At 44.0% G+C, this 2,302-nt stretch carries 1 protein-coding gene; it reads right to left on the bottom strand.

Features of this window, described 5'->3' with window-relative positions; all coding sequences use genetic code 11:
- Positions 1-2,302: isopeptide-forming domain-containing fimbrial protein (locus tag HMPREF2780_RS02560; protein ID WP_158672286.1), on the bottom strand; the 2,302-nt coding region annotated here is incomplete at both ends.

Below are 2,302 nucleotides of genomic sequence, written 5' to 3'. Positions count from 1 at the left end.
AAGTTGAGGACAACTTCTTTACCACCGTTTGCTTTGACTTGTTCTTCAGTCAACTCAGCACTGATGGTTTGGTCTTTCAGCTTGATTTGTTTTGCATCCAGCTTTTCACCATTGAGTGTGAGAGATGCTTCTGCATCTTCGCCTGCAAATTCAAGTACTGGAACTAAACTATCGCTGATAGAGAAGGCTGTCGCATCTTGCGGTACAGTAGTCTTCACAGTGTAAGTGAAGACATCGTCACGGTTAGCTAATGTTTCAGCTTCTTTACCGTTTACTTCCTTCTTCAGTTCTGGTTCAGTTGGGGTTGGTGGAATGACTGGAACTGGTTTAGAACTTTGTTCTGTTCCTGGGTCATTGTTAAAGTTGTATTTAGCGGTGTTGTAAATCCGTGTCGTACCATCTTTTTCGATATAGTCTGACAGGTTCGCTCCCGCCTTGATCTTAGCCTTGAAGCTGACATGAACTGCTTTGCCTCCTAGGGCTTTCGCTTCGTCTTCTGTCAGTTTGACTGTGATCTTCTGACCTTTAATTGTAATGTGGCTGGCATCTAGTGGTTGACCATCTACCGTTGCGCTTGCTTGGCCATTTTCACCTGAGAATTCTAAGACTTTCTCAATCGTATCGTAGACTGCGAAGCCTGTAACATCAAGCGGCACAGTTGTGTCGATTGTGTAGGTGAATTCTTCATCACGAGCTCCTAAGTTCGCTGACTCAGCCTCATTGACCTTCTTCTCAATCGGAGGATTTTCCGGACTTGGAGGAGTCACTGGGACTTCATTAGAATCCTTAGTTACGCCTGGGTTGTTCGGGAAGTCCACTCGGTAGCTTGCCTTATTCGGAATTCTAGTCTTACCATCTTTAATGTAGCCAGATAGGTTGACACCTTGGCGGATCTTAGCTGTGAAGGTTAGGTTCACATCTTTACCACCATTGTTCTTGACTTGTTCTTCGGTTAGGTTCACAGTAATGGTTTGACCATTAATTGAGATACGATCGGCATCAAGAGCTTGGCCATTTAGGCTAGCAGTCGCACGACCTGTTCCATCTGCAAATTCAAGAACGTCTTTCAGCTCATCATTGATAGAGAAGGCTGTTGCATCAAACGGTACTTTCGTATTGATGTGGTAGGTGAACTCATCGTTACGGTTGGCCAGTGTTTCCTCTTCCTTACCATTGACATCCTTCTTAATTCCAGGTTCTTCTGGAGTTGGAGGCGTTACTGGTACTCTGTTTGAATCCTTATGGATTTCTGGACGATTTGGGAAGCCTGCTGTGTAAGAAGCTGTATTCGGGATGCTAGTCTTACCTTTTTCAATGTAGTCAGACAAGTTTGCACCTTCACGAATCTTAGCCTTGAAGGTCAAGGTTACTTCCTTACCACCATTTGCTTTCACTTCGTCTTCTGTCAGAGCCATAGAGATTGTTTGGTCTGCAACGTTGATACGGTTGGCATCAATTTCTTGACCATCAAGAGTCGCTGTTGCTTGACCTTTCTCACCTGAGAATTCTAATACTGGTACAAGAGTATCTGATACTGAGAAGGCTGTCGCATCTTGAGGTACAGAAGTTGTTACTTTATAAGTAAACTCTTCATAACGTTCTTTCAGCGTTGCTTCTGGCTGACCATTCACTTCTTTCTTAATACCAGGTTCTTCTGGGCTTGGTGGAATCACTGGAACTGGTTCTGTGCTCTTTTCTGTCTTAGGATCATCGTTGATGATGTATTTAGCAATGTTAGGGATCCGAGTTACGCCGTCTGCTTCAATGTAGCCTGCCAGGCTGACATTCTTACGAATTTTAGCCTTGAAGCTTACATGAACAGCTTTATTGCCGTATTTCTTCACTTGATCCTTCGTCAGAGTTACTGTCAGAACTTGTTTATCTACAGTGATTTGTGAATCTTCGATCACATCTTTGTCACCATCTACTGTAACTTCTGCTTGGCCTTTCTTACCTGAGAATTCAAGAACGTCTTTCAATTCGTCGGTAATCTTGAAGCCAGTCGCATCGACAGGTACTTTCGTATCGATGGTGTAAGTGAATTCTTCATCACGGCTGTCCAAAGTTGCAGATGGCTTGTTATTAACCTTCTTCTCAACTGGTGGATTTTCTGGTGATGGCGGAGTCACTGGAACGATGTTTGAATCTTTCTCAACTTTTGGACGGTGTGGGAAGTTAGCCACATAAGACGCCTTGTTAGGTACACGCGTTGCGCCGTCTGCTTCGATGTAGTCTGCTAGGTTTGCACCTTCACGAATCTTAGCCTTAAAGTTGAGGACAACTTCTTTACCACCGTTTGCTT

This window comes from Streptococcus sp. HMSC062B01 (assembly GCF_001811085.1).
Taxonomy (GTDB): domain Bacteria; phylum Bacillota; class Bacilli; order Lactobacillales; family Streptococcaceae; genus Streptococcus; species Streptococcus gordonii.
The sequence above is the reverse complement of the archived record's forward strand: the minus strand, read 5'-3'. Positions and strand labels throughout refer to the sequence as shown.